The organism is Blastocatellia bacterium (assembly GCA_035275065.1).
GTDB lineage: Bacteria > Acidobacteriota > Blastocatellia > UBA7656 > UBA7656 > DATENM01.
In genome coordinates, this window is the sequence record DATENM010000023.1 from 58,075 (window position 1) to 74,985 (window position 16,911).

18 protein-coding genes are annotated in these 16,911 nt (G+C 59.8%); all 18 read left to right on the plus strand.

Annotated features, from left to right (window positions below; genetic code table 11):
- The first annotated feature begins 116 nt into the window (after positions 1–116).
- The 18 genes from VJ464_04250 (at position 117) to VJ464_04335 (ending at position 16,909) form a co-directional block, all read left to right on the plus strand.
- A complete protein-coding gene (locus VJ464_04250; GenBank protein ID HKQ04319.1) occupies positions 117–1,310 on the plus strand; it encodes a PQQ-binding-like beta-propeller repeat protein in 1,194 nt (397 codons plus the stop codon).
- A 34-nt stretch (positions 1,311–1,344) separates the two neighbouring features.
- Positions 1,345–2,112 carry an exodeoxyribonuclease III gene (gene xth / locus VJ464_04255; protein ID HKQ04320.1) on the plus strand — a complete coding sequence of 256 codons (768 nt, stop codon included), beginning with the start codon at positions 1,345–1,347 and terminating at the stop codon, positions 2,110–2,112.
- Between the two features lie 97 nt (positions 2,113–2,209).
- Entirely contained in the window at positions 2,210–3,232 is a 1,023-nt protein-coding gene (locus VJ464_04260) for an SDR family NAD(P)-dependent oxidoreductase (GenBank protein HKQ04321.1), read from the plus strand.
- Between the two features lie 315 nt (positions 3,233–3,547).
- On the plus strand, positions 3,548–6,055 hold the full coding sequence (locus tag VJ464_04265) for an HYR domain-containing protein (GenBank protein HKQ04322.1): 2,508 nt from the start codon (positions 3,548–3,550) through the stop codon (positions 6,053–6,055).
- Between the two features lie 497 nt (positions 6,056–6,552).
- Positions 6,553–7,350, plus strand: coding sequence for a hypothetical protein (locus VJ464_04270; GenBank protein HKQ04323.1), 798 nt, complete (start codon positions 6,553–6,555; stop codon positions 7,348–7,350).
- A gap of 42 nt (positions 7,351–7,392) precedes the next feature.
- A complete protein-coding gene (locus VJ464_04275) occupies positions 7,393–7,641 on the plus strand; it encodes a DUF3467 domain-containing protein (GenBank protein ID HKQ04324.1) in 249 nt (82 codons plus the stop codon).
- Between the two features lie 12 nt (positions 7,642–7,653).
- Positions 7,654–8,247 (plus strand): DUF4255 domain-containing protein, encoded by a 594-nt coding sequence (locus VJ464_04280; GenBank protein HKQ04325.1) that lies wholly within the window; start codon positions 7,654–7,656, stop codon positions 8,245–8,247.
- A 31-nt stretch (positions 8,248–8,278) separates the two neighbouring features.
- The gene (locus VJ464_04285) at positions 8,279–9,214 is read left to right on the plus strand and encodes a carboxypeptidase-like regulatory domain-containing protein (GenBank protein ID HKQ04326.1); all 936 of its coding nucleotides are present in this window, start codon (positions 8,279–8,281) and stop codon (positions 9,212–9,214) included.
- A gap of 10 nt (positions 9,215–9,224) precedes the next feature.
- Positions 9,225–10,868, plus strand: a complete 1,644-nt coding sequence (locus tag VJ464_04290; protein HKQ04327.1) for a phage tail sheath C-terminal domain-containing protein — start codon at positions 9,225–9,227, stop codon at positions 10,866–10,868.
- A gap of 14 nt (positions 10,869–10,882) precedes the next feature.
- The gene (locus tag VJ464_04295) at positions 10,883–11,317 is read left to right on the plus strand and encodes a phage tail protein (protein ID HKQ04328.1); all 435 of its coding nucleotides are present in this window, start codon (positions 10,883–10,885) and stop codon (positions 11,315–11,317) included.
- Between the two features lie 16 nt (positions 11,318–11,333).
- Complete coding sequence (locus tag VJ464_04300) at positions 11,334–13,022, plus strand: phage tail sheath C-terminal domain-containing protein (protein ID HKQ04329.1); 1,689 nt, start codon at positions 11,334–11,336, stop codon at positions 13,020–13,022.
- A complete protein-coding gene (locus VJ464_04305; protein ID HKQ04330.1) occupies positions 13,015–13,455 on the plus strand; it encodes a phage tail protein in 441 nt (146 codons plus the stop codon). Before VJ464_04300 ends, VJ464_04305 begins: the two co-directional genes overlap by 8 nt.
- A gap of 48 nt (positions 13,456–13,503) precedes the next feature.
- Positions 13,504–13,701 (plus strand): hypothetical protein, encoded by a 198-nt coding sequence (locus tag VJ464_04310; GenBank protein HKQ04331.1) that lies wholly within the window; start codon positions 13,504–13,506, stop codon positions 13,699–13,701.
- Positions 13,702–13,710: 9 nt separating this feature from the next.
- A complete protein-coding gene (locus VJ464_04315) occupies positions 13,711–14,409 on the plus strand; it encodes a peptidoglycan-binding protein (protein ID HKQ04332.1) in 699 nt (232 codons plus the stop codon).
- Entirely contained in the window at positions 14,410–15,534 is a 1,125-nt protein-coding gene (locus tag VJ464_04320; GenBank protein ID HKQ04333.1) for a hypothetical protein, read from the plus strand.
- Positions 15,531–16,109 (plus strand): phage baseplate assembly protein V, encoded by a 579-nt coding sequence (locus VJ464_04325; GenBank protein HKQ04334.1) that lies wholly within the window; start codon positions 15,531–15,533, stop codon positions 16,107–16,109. The genes VJ464_04320 and VJ464_04325 overlap by 4 nt, the downstream gene beginning before the upstream one ends.
- A gap of 10 nt (positions 16,110–16,119) precedes the next feature.
- Positions 16,120–16,509: a PAAR domain-containing protein gene (locus VJ464_04330; GenBank protein ID HKQ04335.1), complete on the plus strand. Its 390-nt coding sequence runs from the start codon at positions 16,120–16,122 to the stop codon at positions 16,507–16,509.
- Entirely contained in the window at positions 16,502–16,909 is a 408-nt protein-coding gene (locus VJ464_04335) for a GPW/gp25 family protein (GenBank protein ID HKQ04336.1), read from the plus strand. Before VJ464_04330 ends, VJ464_04335 begins: the two co-directional genes overlap by 8 nt.
- Positions 16,910–16,911 lie beyond the last annotated feature (2 nt).

Consider the following 16,911-nt stretch of genomic DNA (forward strand, 5'->3'; position numbering starts at 1 on the left):
GGGCGGCAATGGGCGTTAGCTCCGGTCGTTCATCATTCATCATTCATCGTTCATCATTTGAACATTGCGTGCGGCTGGAATCTGTAGTGAAATAGAATTTAGCCCGAGTATTCATCATGCGGATTCCGGCACTCATCATCGCCGCCTTGCTCTTAATCTTCAGCGCCCGTGTGCTCGCGCAAAGCAACGAAACGCCCGCTCAGGCAAAACAGAACAAAGCAGCGACGGCTAATCCACTGGCCGAGCCGGGTGCGGTTTCGACTTCGCGGCTGGCCTTGCCGTTCAAGCGCGTCTGGCAGCACCTGACCGACGACGCGCTGGCGGTGCCGCCGACGCTCGACGGCGCGCGCATCTATCTGCCGCTTACGGGCGGGCGCGTCTTCTGTCTCGACCGCGACACCGGGACGCTGTTGTGGTCGGCGGAGCCCGGCGGGCTGATTAGCGCGCCGATTGCCGCAAGCGATCAAGTCATCTATGTCGTGACGCGCAAGCTCGCCGCCGATGGCTCGGAAGCCGGCGCCAGTCTGCTCGCGGTTGATAAGACGACCGGCCTGACCGCCTGGGTGAAAGATTACCCGCGCGCCTTCGCTTCGCCGCTTGCGGTCAGCAATGGGCGGCTTTATGGCGGCAGCACCGATGGCGCTTTCTATGCGCTCGATGCCCGCGACGGCAACACGGTCTGGAAAGTCGCCACCCAGGACGTCGTGCGCGGCGCGGCGCTCGTCACCGCGAATGTCGTCGCCTTTGGCAGCGATGATGGCGCGCTGCGCGTCGTCGAAGCCGAGACCGGCAAGCTCGTCTGGAAGCTGCAAACCGGCGGCAAGATCACCGGGCAGCCGGCCAGCGATGAACGCGTCTTCTACGTCGGCTCCGGCGACGGTTACGTCTACGCGGTCGAGCAGGCGACGGGCAAGCTGCGCTGGCGGTCGCGCACCGGCGCGGCCATCGAAGCGCCGCCGGTCATCGTTGGCGACCGTGTGCTGATCGCGTCGTTCGACAATTTCGTTTATGCGCTGGCGCGCGCCAGCGGCGACCGCCTGTGGAAGCGGCGGCTGGAGAATCGCATCACCGCCGCGCCCATCGTCGAAGGCGATGCGGCGATGGTCGCGCCGTTGCGCGGCGATTACGTCGCCGTCTTCCTCAATGCCAATGGCCGGCGCGTGAATCTTTACCAGCTCGATAAAGATTACGAGATCGTCGCCGCGCCCATCTTTGCCGGCGACCGGCTGATTCTTGCTACGAGCCGTGGCCTGGTCGTCGCCACCGCCACGCGCCCCGCGGACCATCCTGCCAACGCGATCAAGAAATAAGCCGCCGCGCATCACTCGGAAAGGAACGAGCAAATTGAAACTGGCAACCTGGAACGTCAATTCGATCACCGCGCGCCTGCCGCTGGTGACGCGCTGGATTGAAGAAGCGCGGCCCGACGTACTCTGCTTGCAAGAGATCAAATGCACCGACGACCGCTTCCCGGCTGAGGCGTTTGCGGTGCTCGGCTACGAGTCAACCATCTTCGGCCAGCGCACCTATAACGGCGTCGCTATCTTGTCACGCGACAAGTGCCGTGATGTGCAGCGCGGTTTTCCTGACGACGCGGCGGATGCCCATGCGCGCTTGCTCGCCGGGACGGTTGACGGCGTGCGCATCGTCAACGTCTACATCCCCAACGGCCAGGCGGTCGGCACCGACAAGTACGCTTTCAAGCTGGAGTGGATGCGGCGGCTGCGCGAGTTCTTTGATGCCGGCTACACGCCGCGCCAGCAGGTGCTGTTGTGCGGCGACTTCAACGTCGCGCCCGAAGACCGCGACGTGCATAACCCGAAGCTCTGGGAACATCGCGTGCTGTTCAGCGAGCCGGAGCGCGCGGCGCTGGCCGAGATCAAAGACTGGGGCTTCGTAGATGCCTTTCGCCGGCACAACGACGAGCCGAAGCAGTTCTCGTGGTGGGATTATCGCGCCGGCTCGTTCAAGCGCAACCTCGGCTTGCGCATCGATCACATCTGGACGACCGAGCGGCTGGCGGCGCGCACGACCGGCGCGGCCATTGACGCAGCGCCGCGCAGTTGGGAGCGGCCATCCGACCACGCGCCGGTCATTGTCGAAATCAAGTGATGAGTGGTGAGTGATGAGTGAAAAGAAGGCACGCTGAACGCCGCGTATTTTACTTATCACTCATTACTCATCACTCATCACTATCTAGGAGCGAGCTATGGGTAATCGGATAAACAACAAACTGCTTCTTAGTGCGCTGGGGGCCGGAGCCTTGCTTGCGGCGCGGGCGCTCATTCGTCAGGCCACCGCCTACAGCTTTCGCGGGCAGGTGGTTTTAATCACCGGCGGCTCGCGCGGGCTGGGATTGTTGATCGCTCGCGAGCTGGCCCGCGAAGGCGCGCGTTTGGCCATCTGCGCTCGTGACCAGGACGAACTGCAACGGGCGCAAGAAGAACTTGGCCAGATGACCGAAGTCATCGCCCTGCCCTGCGATGTCAGCGACCGCCAGCAGGTCGAAGCCTTTGTGCAGGCGGCGCAGAACCACTTCGGCCAGATTGATGTGCTGATCAACAACGCCGGCATTATTTCTGTCGGGCCGATGGACGTGATGACCGTCGAAGATTACGAGCAGGCCATGCGCGTCCACTTCTGGGGGCCGCTCTACGCGGTGCTGGCGGTGCTGCCGGGGATGCGGCTGCGCGGCCAGGGGCGCATCGTCAATGTCTCGTCCATCGGCGGCAAGCTCAGCGTGCCGCACCTGCTGCCTTACAGCGCCAGCAAATTCGCGCTCGTCGGCTTGTCCGAAGGCTTGCGTGCCGAGCTGCGCAAAGATGGCATTATCGTGACGACCGTTTGCCCCGGCCTGATGCGAACCGGCAGCCCGCGCAATGCCAGCTTCAAGGGCCAGCACGAAGCCGAATATGCCTGGTTCAAGATCAGCGACTCGCTGCCGCTCACCTCGATCAACGCGCGGCGCGCGGCGCGGCAGATCATTGACGCCACGCGACACGGCGACGCCGAGGTCGTATTAACCGTTCAGGCAAAGGCGGCGGCATTATTCCACGGCGTCTTTCCCGGACTGACGGCAGACCTGCTCGGCCTGGTCAATCAGCTCTTGCCCGAAGCCGGCGGCATCGGCACGCGTCGCGCGAAAGGCCGCCAGAGCGAATCCGAGATGAGCCGCTCGTGGCTGACGGCGCTCACTGACCGCGCCGCCGCAGAGAATAACCAGATTCACTGAGCGCCGCGCCCCTGCGTATGTGAGCAAGCCTGCTGTGATGCCCAGGGTCTATTCATTCTCCAGACTTAAACCGCCAAGACGCCAAGACCGCCAAGAGAAGACAGAGCTTTTCTTGGCGGTCTTGGCGTCTTGGCGGTTCATCCCCCAATGGTTATTCGAGAATGAATAGGCCCTGCTGTGATGCCCGGCCCGCTTGAACGGAGCAAAGCGGCTGTGGTAGGTTGATTCGCATCCCCATCCGTAACGACCCGCCGTGGACAGCCGGGATGTTCAGTCGTCCCTTGCAGCACCAGACCAGCGAGGAGGAATCAACGAATGAGCCAGGCGAAATCGAAGCGCAGAACCGTTGTAGCAGCGGCGTTACCGCTGATCTTTTTGGCGATCCTGTTGGGGGTGCGCGCAGGCGGCGCGCGGGCGCACAGCACGACTCGGGTGCCGGACTCCTATCTCGTAACCAATCGGGATGATAGCGGCGAAGGCTCGCTACGGCAGGCCATCATGGACGCGAACGCGAACCCCGGCCCGGACACAATAGAATTTGACAAGTCCGCCTGGGGGACGATCACGCTGACTTCGGGCGAGCTGCTGATCACCGACGACCTGACGATCACCGGGCCTGGCCCCTTCACCCTGACCATCAGCGGCAACCACCAGTCGCGCATCTTCGAAATCGGCAGTTCCGCTACCGTAGATATTTCCGGCCTCACCATTAGCGACGGCGGGCTCGCCGGCGTGAATGGCGGCGGCATCTACAATCAAGGAACGCTGATGCTTACCAATGTCGTGTTGTCAGGCAACTCAGTCAGCGGAGGCATGGATGGCGGCGGTATCTTTAACCTGGGCACGCTGACGATCACCAACAGCACACTCTCTGGCAACTCTGCCGGGCGCAACGGCGGCGGCGTCTACAATTTCGGCAGCAGCAGCCTGACCATCATCAATAGCACGCTCTCTGGCAACAGCGCCGCCGCCGCCGGCGGTGGCGTCTACAATGAGGGCTTTCTGACGATCATCAACAGCACCTTATCAGGCAACTTCACCGACTCGACGGTGGGCGCTGGCGGCGGCTTCTACAACGGCATCGGAGGCACGGCGGACATCAGCTTCACGACGATAGCGAACAACTCCGCCCATGCTGGCGGCGGCATCTACAATAATGGCGCGACGGTGAACGTCAAGAACTCCATCGTCGCTAACAACCCGTCGGGGGGCGACTGTGCAAGCAACGGAGCGACCGTGGCCTCGGGAGTCAACTTCACGACTACTGGCGGCTGCGGCTTCACGCAGGTGCCGTCAACGGGTCCGGGCGGGCTGAACCTCGGCCCGCTCGCGGATAACGGCGGCCCGACGCAGACGCACGCGCTGCTGCCGGGCAGCGTCGCCATTGACGCCGCGCCCGACTGTACCCCGCTAAATAGCAAGACCCCTCTCGAAACGGATCAGCGCGGCATTCTCCGCCCGCAAGGCTCGGCCTGCGATGTCGGCTCTTATGAAGCGGTGCCCTGCACGACTCAGCCGGCGATCTTCTGCCCAGAAAGTTTCTCTGTCTCGACCGACGCCAATCAGTGCGCGGCGAAGGTGGACTATTCGCTGCCGCCGGTGGACTGCCCGTGCAACGCGGGTGGTGGCGGTGGCGCTAGACCGTCCTCGCCGAAGATGGTTTCGCCCAGAGGGGCGGCCTCCTGCACACCGAGTTGCTCGCCGCCGCCCGGTTCAAACTTCCCGCGCGGCACCACTACGGTTACCTGCTCGGTAACCGACATCAACAACGCCACGGCGATGTGCTCGTTTACGATCACGGTTACCGATCAGGTGCCGCCGGCGCTCTCCTGCCCGGCGAGCGTCACCAAGAGCACAGACCCCAACCAGTGCCAGGCAGCCGTTACCTACACGGTGACGGCCAACGATAACTGCGATGGGCCGGTGCCGGCGACCTGCACGCCGCCGTCGGGCTCGATCTTCCAGAAAGGCACGACGACCGTGACCTGCACGGCGACCGACAGCTCGAAGAATGTCGGCACCTGCATGTTCCCTGTGACGGTCAACGACACCCAGCCGCCTGCGATCACCTGCCCGGCCAACACCTCGCAGAGCGCCGGCCCGGGGCAGTGTTCGGCCACCGTCACCTACCCGCCGCCGACCGTGAGCGACAATTGCCCGAATGTCGGCGCGCCGAGTTGCTCGCCGCCTTCGGGGTCAACTTTCCAGGGGGGCACGACGACCGTCACCTGCATGGTTGCTGATGCCAGCGGCAACACGGCGAGCTGTTCGTTTACCGTGACGGTCAACGACACGACCCCACCTTCGATCACTTGCCCGGCGAACGTCACCGTCGTCACGACACCGGGGGCGACCTGCGCCACGGTCACCTATCCGGCGCCGAAGGCCAGCGACAACTGCCCACTGCCGCCGAACGCCGTGGTCTGCTCGCCGCCCTCCGGCAGCTGCTTTGCGCGCGGCACGACGACCGTCAACTGCACGGTGACCGATGCCGGCGGCAACACGGCGAGTTGTTCGTTCCGCGTGACGGTCTTCGACCTCTGCATTCAAGACGACAGCAACCCGACGACCGTCGTGTTGGTCAACACACTGACGGGCGATTACCGCTTCTGCTGCAATGGCACGACCTTCACAGGCCGTGGCAAGATCACGATACGCGGCAACACCTACACGCTCGACCACACCGCCGCCGACCGGCGCGTGCTGGTAACCGACGACGAAGGTGTTCACCGCGCCACGGCGAGCCTGCAAGTCCCGCCGGGTACACCGCGCTGTACAATCAACGACCGCGACACGCGCAACAACACCTGCCAGTGCCAGTGACGGCAGCCAGCCTGAAAAGAAAACGCCGGTGCTTGACGTCAAGCACCGGCGTTTTGCTTTGTAAAATGAGAGCGGAGAAGGAGGGATTCGAACCCTCGATAGGTCTTTACAGCCTCTAGCGGTTTAGCAACCCGAATTCTTGTTACCCGTTCTTTTTCTTTCTTCCATTTACGTCCTTCTTGATCCGCCTTCTTAGCTACTGTTCGGAACATTCTGTGGTACAGCTTCAGAAGGTGTCACAACTGTAACAGCCTGGTATAGGGCCCTGTCACAACCGTTCTATTGCTATAAAGTTCCGATAAACTTAATCGAACTTTAATTCGCCGGCTCCCTGGTTGTAACACTACCTGCTACACAAAACCATCCGACTCTTCCCGCGCCTCGCGCAAGAAAATCATAGATCGCTATCGGTTTGAACCACTTATGCGGATTCCGAAGTTCTTGGAACTCTCCGGGAACGGGCTATGCATATAGATGGTCTGCAAAGGAGATTATCAATGTCGCATGGACCCGCCAAGACCCCCGCGGAAGAGCTTGAACTGCTCCAAGGCAAATTGCAAGAGTCGCAAACCCAGAACGCGAACCTGGCCAAAGAGATAGAGCAGTTGAAGAGTAAGGTAAATAACCTGGGCAAGACCGTCGAAGAGATCAATGGCAAGAAAGGCTCCTGGGACGCGGCTCGCAAACTTATCCTGGAGAAGATGGAAAAGGAATCGAAATTCTCCCTTGACAGGTTAGCCACGCTCAAATGCCACCTGAGCGATGAGGAAAGGCAAGCTCTCAAAGATAAGAAGGAAGCGGACAAAGGCGAGATCGACAAGCTTGCCGGTGAGATCAAGACCCTCCGCGAGACGACCATTCCCGACCTGCAAGCTGCTTATGAACAGGCCAAAGCTGTCACCGCAGAGAAAAAGAAGGATTATGATAAACAGGTAAACCTTGCTCAAAGCGATAACGATTTATTAAAAGACCTGGCCTCGCTACACACCCTTGTCGAGGGCGAATACGCCAAGGGTAATTACGCGCGTATGTACTTCCTCCTTTTGGAGATGAAGGATGGTCTCGACCAACTCGAAGCGAATACTCCTGATCTCAAGAACTACGAAGAACAGGTAAACGCCGCAGCCACTGCTGTGTCTGTCGCGGCCGATGCTGAGGCGAAGGCCAAAGCCGATCTGGATAATGCAAATGCCCAGCTCGATAGCAAGCAAAAAGAGTGGAAGGACAAGACGGACAACAGACGCAAGAATACCCTCGCTTCTATCGAGGAAGCCGCCGCGCCGCCGCCGGCCTGAATGGCGCGAGCAGACTCCGGTAAAGTGGGAAAGTCTAAGAGCATGGAGATAAGCGAGGCAGATCGTTCCCAACTTAGTGAAGGCAGGTATGCCAATTATTTTGAGATCGGCCATAACGCCTTTGAATTCCTGCTCGACCTCGGTCAACTGGGTCTTGAAACGGAACCTGCGCACATCTATCTGCGGGTTATCACCTCGCCTTCAGGCGCGAGGAAACTATGCCAACTGCTCAACGATGCATTAGCTGAATACTACAGGTCGTTTGGAGCGATCCGGCATGAAGACGAATGACGGGAGCGAGACGTGGGCAGCTACAAGATTATTGCGGAGGTTAGCAATCTACTTCACAGCACGCTGTGGGACGGCTTCAAAGACGACCTTGAGCTGACGCAGCACGTGGACAACGAAGAGGCGATAGTTTTGCTTAACCCGGCAGATGCCGCGAGTAATAAGGACCTCCGCCTTTCGCTTTGGCTATACCAGGTGCAGGGAAACGAGTTCATGCGAAACCAAGCTCCATCACGTATGCCGCAGCAGGATGATACGATTCAATACCCGCCGCTGCCGCTGAATCTTTATTACCTGCTCACGCCTTCGACAAAGAGCATGGAAGGCGACCAGATGGTTCTTGGTAGAAGCCTCCAGATTTTTCACGACAACTCTATATTGCGGCTCGAAAGCAAGGAAAAGCCCGGCACTGCCGAGGAGTTGCGCATAAGCATGTGCCAGCGCGACTTGCGCGAGCTTGCGGAGGTTTGGGAAGCATTGCAGCAACCTTATCGCCTTTCGGTCTGCTACGAGGTCCGCGTGGTAAGGATAGATTCCGAGCGCACGGAGCAGACTGGCCGCGTCCTTGAACGCACGGCGGATTTCCAACAGAGCCCGGCGGCCGTTTGAAGATAAAGGAAGAAGCTTGAGGTTACAGGGAATGGCTTTAGTCTTCGAGAGATTCACAGCCGCACCGATAGGCGCTATCACGCTGGTAGATCGGTTCGCACAACTTCGCGGCACGCGCGGAGCATTTCCTACCGTGGTGGGCGAGATTCGATTCCTGCTCGTGGCGCAAATCCTCGGAGACAACACCCTACCATTCGATCCGCCACTTCGGCTGCAACCCCAAACAAACCCTAGTGGCGTTTACTTGTTCCCAAAAGAGGTTTCGATAGGCACGACATCAGCGGTCAGCATCCCGGCGGGCCGCTATCGCCTGCGCGTAGAAGGCGACTTCTATCAGACTATCGAACACGATATGAATTTCCCGCTCGAATCCGCTGAACCACAAACCCTGAGCCTTCTGCCCGGCCCGGCATACCCGTTTCCGGACCTGACGCTGAAGCAGAACAGATTGACCCTCTTGCGTGGCAGCCTGTTTGAAATCGGTCCCGGCAAACCAATAGCCGGGGCGAAGGTGACGATCATAGAGCCGGTCGTAGAGTCGCCCTTTAACAGTTGCTTGACCGGCCCGAACGGCGACTGGGTCGTGGCAATGGTCCTCGACCGCAGTACGCCGCCGATTGCGCTCACGCTCAACTTCGCGTTGCCGGGCGGTAGCTCGTTCAATGTTTCAAATGTGGCGGTGCTTCCGGGTACGGATAACGGCCTGCCGCAGACGGCCTTGCGCGGGCGTGTGCTCGATACGAGTGGGACACCGATCCCTCGCTCGATGGTGACGGTTTCGGCCCAGCCCGGCCAGTCGCTATCGCTCTCCGACGGGCAATGGTTTTTTTACATGAGCATGCTCCAAGACGACACGCAGGCGCGTGTTACCGCGCGCGCACCCAACGGGCGCACGCAGGAACAAGACATCCAAATACGACGCCGCGCGACGGTTGTCGTCCCGACTTTCCAAATCGCAATGAATTAAGGAGACCGCAATGCCTGAGTACCTCGCGCCAGGAGTTTACGTTGAAGAAGTCAGCACCGGGACTCGACCCATCGAAGGCGTCAGCACGAGCACTGCCGGCATGGTCGGGCAAACTGAGCGCGGACCCACTGTGCCGCGCCTTGTGACGAGCTGGGAGGATTATTACCGATGGTTCGGCGGCTACGTTGATTTCAACCTCCCACCAGGACAGGCCGTTCATCAATTCTTGCCCTACGCCGTCCGCGGGTTCTTTGATAACGGCGGACAGCGGCTGTTTGTGGCCCGCATCACTCCGCCCGGCGCAATCCCCGCTTCGGGCGATATCGGGAACGCCACGATAGCGACAGCCATCGGGCCCGGCACCTGGGGAAACAATATCTTCGTCAGTATCAGGCCGGCCTCGCTTCAAGGAGCCGCTGGTTCGCCGACGGCAGATTGGTTTCGGTTGACGCTGATCTATTACCGTGACCCGAACGACGTTCCTGATCCTGATCCGACTTCCGCCGCCAACATCGGCAATCCGAACCTCAATGAGCCGGATGTCCTTGAGGATTTTGACAACCTGTCGCTCGTGTCGACAGACACGAACTTCGCGCAGACGGTCGTCAACTCCTCTTCACGGCTCATCACTCTGAATATGGATAACACCGGAGGCCGCCCGCCCGACGTGCCATTCGGCCCCAACGCTATACGGCTCGCCGGTGGGGCTCCGGCCAATGGGGAACCGACCGAGGTCGAGTATCAGGGTGCGCCCGCCAACCCGGCCCAACCCTTACTAGGAATGACGGGTCTGCTGGGGCTGTCGGCCATCCGTGACATCTCGCTGTTGGCAGTCCCGGACGAAGTGTCGCTCGATGACCAAGGGGTCGCAGCCCTAAGGTCGAGCATCTTGATACAGTGCGAGACGCTTAAAGATCGCTTCGCAATTATGAGCGCCACAAACGCCGTCCAAGACGGGCCTATCGCCAACATCAGGCCGCCGCAGGACAGCACCTACGGCGCGTTCTACTTGCCCTGGGTGCGCGTCTCTGCGCGGCACACCGCTGAGGGGCACTTGCTCGTGCCGCCGACGGGCCACATCGCCGGTATCTACGCCCGCGTCGACGTGGAGCGCGGCGTACACAAAGCGCCCGCCAACGAAGTGGTGCGGGGCATCATCACGACTGACCTGAGCGGCGAGAAGAGGCCGCTCAAACATCTCCTCGGTAAGCGGGAGCAGGACCTGCTCAACCCCAGGGGCGTAAACGTAATTTGTGATTTTCGCCCTGACGGGCGCGGCATACGCGTATGGGGCGCGCGCACGATGTCGTCGGACCCGATGTGGAAATACATCAACGTTCGAAGGCTGTTTATCTTCGTAGAGCAGTCGATAGACAGTGGCACGCAGTGGTCTGTCTTCGAGCCTAACTACGAATCGACCTGGGCGGCCATACGCCTTTCAATCACCGCTTTCCTCAGGACCGTCTGGCGCAACGGTGCGCTAGCCGGCGTCACACAAGATGAGGCGTTCTTCGTAAAGTGCGACCGCACCACGATGACGCAAGATGACTGGGACAACGGGCGGCTGATCTGCCTGATCGGCATCGCACCCGTGAAGCCCGCCGAATTCGTGATCTTCCGCATCTCGCAGAAGACCGTTGAGGCGGTGCAGTAATAAGGAGCTCAGACATGGCTGGGAGCGGAGACAGAGACGACCCCTTCACCTCCTTTAATTTTATTGTAAACATTCAGGGCATGCGGGCCGGATTTGCGGAGGTCGGCGGCCTGAACACAGAGACAGACATTATTGAATACCGCGAGGGGAACGAGGACATCACCGTGCGCAAGCTTCCGGGCAAGCGCAAGTATGCCCAGATCAGCCTCAAGCGCGGGTTCACAAACAGCAAAGACCTCTGGGAGTGGCGCAAGAAGGTGATACAGGGGCAAACCCAGCGGCTGTCGGGCACCATAACGCTGCTGGACGAATCGCGCAAGCCTGCGCTGGTGTGGCGCTTCTTCGAAGGATGGCCATCTAAATGGGAGGGGCCAGCCTTGAATGCGAAGAATAATGATATGGCCATCGAAACGCTTGAGATCGCCCACGAGGGGCTGGAACTTGAATAAGGGGTGAGATCGCCTTATGCGAACCTACCGAACACCCGGGGTCTACTTCGAGCGACAGGACGCAGCGGCGTCATTGATCGGCCCCCTGCGAACCGACATCGCAGGGTTCGTGGGCGTCGCCGAGCGGGGACCCCTGCACAAAGGCGTGAAGATCGAATCGCTCACGCAGTTTATGAATGTATTCGGAGGAAAGATCGCACAAGGGTATCTGGCCTACGCCGTCGAGGGCTTTTTCAAAAACAAGGGGCAGACCTGCTGGGTCGTTCGGGTCGCTGACCCCGCTACGGCCAGAGTCGCGTCGCTCGACATCAGCGACGACGCCGGGACCCACATTCTGCGCATAACGGCGGGCAGCCCCGGCTCGTGGGGTAACCGTATACTTGTGCGGTGGCTCATACGCGGCGATCAAATACTTTCGCTCACCCTTCACTTTCCGGACGGGACCGAGCAGCTTGAGCGCGACCCGCTCAGGTTTTCTCAGACAGAAGGGCCGGAGGGCCAGGCGCTCGAACCGGATGCGCTCCCAGCAAGCCGGCTTACGCCGCTCGTGACTATTGAACGGTCAACTCCAAAAAAAAGACTGAGCCCGGCACAGGCGCAGGCGGTCGCTCCTATCCGCGCCCTTCAAGGCTGGCTCGTGGGAGGGTCGGACGGCCTCGCGGGGATAAAACCGGAACACTTCAGCGGCGAGGGCACGCCCTTCGATAAGCCGTGGGGACTGGCGGCGCTCGAACAGGTCAAAGAAGTGTCGGTCGTCGCCATGCCCGACATCATGCCGAAGCTCCCCGTGTCGGCCGACGAGAAGCCGCCATTGTTCGATTGCACTAGCCTTGACGTTCAACAGCCGGAAACCTTCAAGCAGCCGGAGGCTGAGTTTCCGCCGGCATTCGGTAGCGAGCAGATACTGATCTTACAGCAGGCGATGATCATGCATTGCGAGAGGCTGCGCTATCGCGTAGCCATACTCGACATGCCAAACGGTTCGCTCCCATCAAACCCTTTGCTGCCTGAGGCGGCGGCCAAGTGGGGCCGCGGCCTCGGGAGCAGCAGTTTCGCGGCCCTCTATTATCCCTGGATCATGGTTGATGATCCGCTGTTGCTGACCGGACTGGTGCGCATTATTCCGCCGAGCGGACACCTGGCAGGCATATACGCCCGCAGCGACTTCGCGCGCGGTGTTCATAAGCCTCCGGCCAACGACATGATCGAAGGGGCGGTTGATCTGAGCTTCACGGTCGATGACATATTGCATGGATTCTTGAACGACAACCGGGTCAACGCGCTGCGCCCATTTGCAGGGCGCGGCTTGCGCGTGTATGGCGCGCGGACGCTCAGTACGGATTTGCGTTTCGTCAACGTGCGCAGGCTGTTGTCGATGATCGAAAAGGCAATTGACCAGGGGACCCAGTGGACTGTCTTCGAGCCGAACAACGATTTGCTGAGGAGAGAGATGGACAGGGTCGTGCGCTCCTATTTGCAGACGCTCTTCCGCAAGGGGATGCTCGATGGCGCCACGCCCGAAGAAGCATACTTTGTGAAATGCGACGAATCGATCAACCCGCCTGAGCAGATAGACACCGGGAGGGTCGTCTGCCAGGTCGGAGTGCAGCCGCCATATCCGGCCGAATTTGTAGTTGTAGTTATTGGCAAGACGCTCGACGCCATGGAGGTCTTGCAAGAGCAGGGGGTAGGCCAGAATGGCTGATTCAGGCTCAAGAAAAGATCCGATCCCTAGCTTCCGCTTTACGGTGCGGTTTGACGATCTGCCGCCCGGCGGTTTCAGCGATTGCTCGGGCTTGCAGATGGAGACCGAAGTGCAGGACTTCCACGAAGGCGGGCTCAATACGCACACATGGAAGTTTGTCACTCGCACGAAGCAGTCGAACCTGACGCTCAAGCGGGGCATCGTCAATAAGGCGCTCTGGGACTGGTACCAAGATCAGATACAGGGCAAGATGCGATTCCGCAATGTAACGATCCTTGTCCACGACCCTTCGGGGAAGAGCGATGTACTCGAATTCCAGATCATACAAGCCTTTCCGATCAAATGGGTCGGGCCTGAGCTTAGCGCGGCTCAGAACAATATAGCTGTTGAAACTGTCGAGTTCGCCCATCAAGGGCTCGAACGGATCAAGTGACAATGACCGAACAGGTGAGAATGACAAAACAATTGGAGGCGTAAGCAGATGCCAGTGTTTGTAGAGGAGATGACCAGCGATGTTTCTGTGGCCGAAGGCGAGTTGCCGCTCAGCCCGTCGCAGGTCGAAAAGCTCGTGCAACTGGTCCTGAAAAGGCTCGCCGAAAACCAACGGGACGACAGGCGGAGGCGCGAGGCGATACAGCTTCGCCGGCAAGCCGCCGAGCCGTTCGAGCCGGGTAGCTGAGGACGCCAGATGTCGCTTCAGAAGGCGGTCATAGAAGTCGATGCCAATGACCGCGGGCCGAACCTGCCCGCGCGAATCGTCGTGCAGTTTAATCCGGCCGAATATACCCTGGCGAAGGGCGCGCAGATTGCCGAGATCGCGATCCCTGGCATCGACTCACCCATACTCCAATTCGTCCGGGGGCAAAATGAGAAGCTGACGCTGGAGCTTTTCTTCGATACGACGCAGTCCGGGATGGGCGAGCAGGCAGTGCGCGACGTGCGCGAATTGACCGACCCGGTTTATCAGCTCGTCAAAATACAGTCGAAGACGCATGCGCCGCCACGCGTTCGCTTCATCTGGGGCAACGGCCTCTCCTTTCGCGCCATAGTCGAGAGCGTTCAGCAAAAATTCACAGTCTTTAACCCGGCAGGGATCCCGCTGCGCGCCGCGCTCGCCGTTTCCTTCCGCGAGTACAAGACTCTCGAAGAGCAACTCAAAGAGCTGAACCTTCAGTCGGCCGATCACACCAAGCGCCGCAAGGTGCGCCAGGGCGATACCCTGGCTCAGATCGCGTTCGAAGAGTACAGGGACGCTTCGAAGTGGCGGCGCATCGCTGAAGAGCCCGCAAACGCAACGGCCCTGGCCGACCCGCGCCGCCTCGTTCCCGGCACGGAGATCGTCATCCCGGCGCTGGATGTCTTCGGCAACCCGGACCGGAGGACTTAGATGTCATCGACGGAGGCCGTTCCAATTTACGGGGGACAGGATTTTTACGTCCCACAATTTCAGGTCAAGATCGCCGGCCGGCCGCCAGGGCAGGACGTGATACGCGACATCCAACAGGTAAGCTATAAGGACAATATCCAGGAAATCGACAGCTTCGAGATCACGATCAACAACTGGGACGCGGCCGAGCGCGCCTTTAAGTATAGCGACAGCAACCTGTTCGACCCGGGCAAGGAATTGGAGCTTTGGATGGGCTATTTCGGCAAGGATAGTTTGCGATTGATGATTCGCGGGCAGATCACGGCGCTGCGCCCTGCCTTCCCCGCCAGCGGCAGTTCGACGCTCGCCATCAGCGGCCTTAATGTGCTGCACAAACTTCGCACAAAGCAGGAGTCTCATGCTTATGAGAACATGACCGACTCTCAGATCGCACGACTGGTCGGCTCCCGGCTCGGCATAAAGATTTTGACCGGGAATGGTGCGGGCGAAGAGAAATACAAGTACATCTTCCAGGATAACCAGTACGACATCATCTTTCTCATGGAGCGCGCCCGCCGCATAGGGTATGAGCTTGTAGCCGAGGAACAGGGGCAGAACGGACAGGCCGCAGAGACCGTCCTTAAATTCGCACCCTCTTTAAACACCCGCAAGCTCACCTACCGCCTGAGCTACGGGCGCTCGCTCATCGAGTTCAAGCCCGATCTGACAACCGCAAACCAGGTAGGCGAAGTTACGGTTCGGGGATGGGACTCGCTGAACAAGAAAAAGATCGAGTACACGGCAAAGCGCAGCGAGATAGTCACCAAGGGGGTCGGGGCTGAAGGGAATCAGTCTGCCATCGAGCAATCATTCAACCAGCGGAAAGAGATCATAGCGACCAAGCCAATCGAGAGCGAGGCCGAGGCGAAAACGCTTGCGGTCCAGACCCTGGAAAAGATCGCCAAAGATATGGTGAAAGGGAGCGGCTCGACCGTGGGGCTGCCCGACCTGCGCGCGGGCAACGTCGTCGAGATAGATGGGCTCGGAAAGCGTTTCACCGGCAGGTACTTCATAACCTCCACCACACACGCCATCGGCGATAGCGGGTATACGACGCAGTTCGAATGCCGCCGCGAGGAAATATGAAGCAACGAGAAAACGGCATCGTGATCGGTACGGTCATGGACCTTGATGACCCGGAAAAGCTTGGGCGGGTTAAAGTGCGGCTCGCGCAATACAACGACGAGCAGAGTTGCTGGGCGAGGCTCGTCGCGCCAATGGCGGGAAAGCAGCGCGGCTTTTTCTTCCGGCCTGAAAAAGAAGACGAGGTTCTGATCGCGTTCGAAAACGGAGACCCGCGCCGCGCCTACGTGCTTGGCGCACTCTGGAGCAAGGTCGATGCCCCGCCGCCGGATGACGGCAAAAAAGATAACAACTGGCGGTTCATCGTCTCGCGTTCGGGCCACATACTCAAGCTCGATGACACGAGCGGAGCTGAGAAGGTCGAAGTCATAGATAAAAGCGGCAAGCACAAGATCGTGCTCGACGCATCGGGCGATAAAATCCAGATCATCTGCGACAGCGGGAATGTAGAAGTGAAGGCCCCGGCCGGCTCCGTCAAAGTCGATGCGCAATCAATCGAGATAAACGCATCGGCCGACATGACGCTGACGGCCGGGACCCAGCTCAAGATTCAGGGCAACAAGGTAGACATTAACTGAAGGGGGCGACATGGGGCAGCCGGCAGCAAAACAAGGGGACCGTATTACGGCGACCGACATCCATCTCATACAGCCGCCCGGGCCGAGTTCGCCCGTCCCGACGCCTCACCCGTTCAGCGGGGTCATAGACGGGAATCTCAGCGGCAACGTCAATATTGAAGGTCGCGCGGCGGCGACCGTGAACAGCACGGCGACCAACACGCCCCCACACATCCCGCAGGGCGGGACGTTCGTTGTCCCGCCGAAAAACCGCGCGACGATCATCACCGGAAGCCTGACGGTTTCGATCAATGGAAAGCCGGCGGCGCGCTCCGGCGACACCGCGCTGACCTGCAATGACCCTGTTGATATGCCTGTAGGAACAGTTGTGGCGCAAGGAACGGTGAATATAGGTGGCTGACATACGCGGAGATTTCATAGGTCAGGGCTGGCGGTTTCCGGTCAAGCCTGATTTGCAGGGCCGGTTGAACCTGGTTTCAGGCGACGAGGAGATACGCCAGAGCATATGGCTAATCCTGACGACCGCACCCGGCGAGCGGCAGATGAGGCCGGAGTTCGGATGCGGCATTTGCGATCTGGTCTTTGATGCAAACACGGCTATGCTGCACGGCCTGGTGCAGGAGAAGGTGAAGTCGGCCCTTACCAAATGGGAGCCGCGCATAGACGTTATCGATGTGCGGGTTGAAGCGCCGCCCGAACAGCGCAACCTGTTGTTGATCCAGGTCGATTATCGCATCCGCGCCAACAACGCTTTTTTCAATCTGGTCTACCCATTCTTCCTGATTGAAGGAGCAGGGTGATC